Raw genomic sequence first — 2,410 nt, forward strand, 5'->3', positions numbered from 1 at the left:
CCCGCCTACACCGAGCGCTACTACTCCCAGGCGGGCGCCCCCACGGTGATGCGCTACGCGCAGGGCACCAGCGCCTCCTCCCTGTCCGTCCAGATCACCGACCAGAACGGCACCGCGTACGCCAATGTGGAGCTGGGGTCGGGCAACAAGGTGAGGTTCTCCAAGACCGACCCGTTCGGCGCGGAGCGCACCGAGGCGACGACGTGGCGCTCCCACCGGAGCTACGTCGGCGGTGGCGACGACGCGAGCAGCGGCCTGATCCACCTGGGCGCCCGCGAGTACGACCCGCAGACGGGCCGCTTCCTCTCCGCCGACCCGGTCCTGGACCTGGCCGACCCGGTCCAGATGAACGGCTACGTCTACTGCGAGAACAACCCGGTCACCTTCGCCGACCCGACGGGCCTGGCGTCGGAGGGCGGCACGAGCGAGTACGGCGGCCCCTCGGCCTCGGCGGAGGCCTGGGCGAAGAACCAGCTGAACACCTCCCTGGCGGACGTCATCCTCTCGGTCGGCTGGGCCGCGCTGAAGGACTTCATCGGCTGGAACGACATGATCGGCTGCTTCTCCCGCGGCGACCTGTGGGCCTGCGGCAGCCTCTTCATCCAGGCCATCCCGTGGGCCAAGCTCGGCAAGATCCCCTCGGTCCTCAAGGCGGCCTCACGGATCGCCAGCGCGATCAACGCCTGGATGAAGGCCAAGGAAAAAGCCCGCAAGATCATCGAAATGGCCAAGAAGGCCCGCGAACTGGCCCGCAAGGCAAAGGAAGCCAAACGCAAGGCAGCCGAACGAGCGGCCCAGCTGCGCAAGAAGGCCAAGGAGGCGGCCACCCGCAAGCTGAAGGCAGCCGTACGGAAGACGGGCAACGCCGTCCAGAAGATGCAGAAGACGGCGGCGAAGAAGGCCGAGCCGAAGCCGCGGCAGGCCCGGGCCAAGGACGAGTCGTCAGGGAAAACCCAGGAGTCGTCGGAGTCTTCGGGGGAGTCCTCCGAAGGATCTTCCGGGGAGGGCATCGGCTGCAAGACCAACAGCTTCGTGCCCGGCACCCTCGTCCTGATGGCGGACGGCACCACCAAGCCCATCGAGGACGTCGAGAACGGCGACAAGGTCCTGGCCACCGACCCGGAAACCGGCGAGACGGCCGTGGAGACGGTCACCGCCGAGATCCTCGGCAAGGGTGTCAAGCACCTGGTCAAGGTCGAGATCACCACCCCCGACGGCACCACCGCCGAGGTAACGGCCACCGACGCCCACCCCTTCTGGGTCCCCGAACTGGGCGAGTGGATCGACGCCACCGACCTGAAGCCCGGCCAGTGGCTGCGCACCAGCGCCGGCACGTACGTCCAGATCACGGCGCTCGAACGGTGGACGGTACAGCGGGCGACGGTCCACAACCTGACCGTCAGCGACCTGCATACGTACTATGTGCTGGCGGGGGCCACACCGGTCCTTGTTCACAACAGCAACTGTGATGTCCCGTCAGGCTCTCTTCAGGGGGAGAGGCTTGCACAGAAGTTGCGGTTGGAGTCAGCAAACTCGCCTTTCACGGAGGGCGGCCAGTTGACGCCCGATGCGATCGCCGGTTCCAGATTGGCAATGCCTGGAACAAAAATGGGGAACAAGGAACTTCAAGCTCGATTCGCAGAACGTGGTGGAGCTTCACAATGGGGCAAGTACAGCACCGAAACGCACCAAAGCCCGTACGGTGACTATCAAGTGCACTACTACATGAACCGAGTGTCCGGCGAGGTCATGTATGACTACGACTACAAGGTCGTCATGAACCGCAGAGGGAGCGCCCCGTGAAAGTAAGGTTCACTGGCGCCGAAGGCCACGAGCAGAGTGTTCGACAGGGGGCGGACGCCCTGCGTCAGGGGCAGATGTACGTGGTCCTTGAGGTGTACTGCCAGGCGGATGGGCCGAACTACTTCAGGATCGAGTTCCGCAGAGGCGAACTCCCACCCCTCTTTGATTCGAGGCTCTTTGAAGTGGTCGAGCCGAAGATGCATCCATCGTGGACGATTTCCACCGAGTGGGACGGATCGCTCACGATGGCACCTGCCGCCTGGCAAGTCCCGGGGTTCTGGGAGGAATTTATGGACCATTCCCCTGGTGCGATCGAAATCTATGAGCGCGGCAGAGATGTTCTGGTGCTGGAATCTGAATAGCGAGAGTTGACGCCCTCGATTTCAGCTCCGTGAACAACGTGATGTGGTGCGACTCCGTGAGGTTGCGTGCGCAATGGGTCGCGGTGGCAGCACATCAATAGATGGCGTATTTATGCCAGCAAATCTGGAGCCCTGCCAAGTGTCACCTGGCAGGGCTCCAGTGCGGTCTGACGGCAGTAGTTGACGCTGAGGTTGAAAGGGTGGGGTGACGGGTTACGGAGGCTCCAGCCCGAGTCCGGTCTCGG

General features: G+C 64.0%; 2 protein-coding genes. Both read left to right on the plus strand.

Features of this window, described 5'->3' with window-relative positions; translation table 11 throughout:
* The coding region (locus tag ACTT8P_RS38125) for a polymorphic toxin-type HINT domain-containing protein (protein ID WP_442836376.1) at positions 1-1,803 on the plus strand (1,803 nt) is incomplete at its 5' end.
* Entirely contained in the window at positions 1,800-2,165 is a 366-nt protein-coding gene (locus ACTT8P_RS38130) for a hypothetical protein (RefSeq protein ID WP_356688693.1), read from the plus strand. The genes ACTT8P_RS38125 and ACTT8P_RS38130, both read left to right, overlap by 4 nt.
* Positions 2,166-2,410: the final 245 nt, after the last annotated feature.

Source organism: Streptomyces sp. JW3 (assembly GCF_052216785.1).
GTDB lineage: Bacteria > Actinomycetota > Actinomycetes > Streptomycetales > Streptomycetaceae > Streptomyces.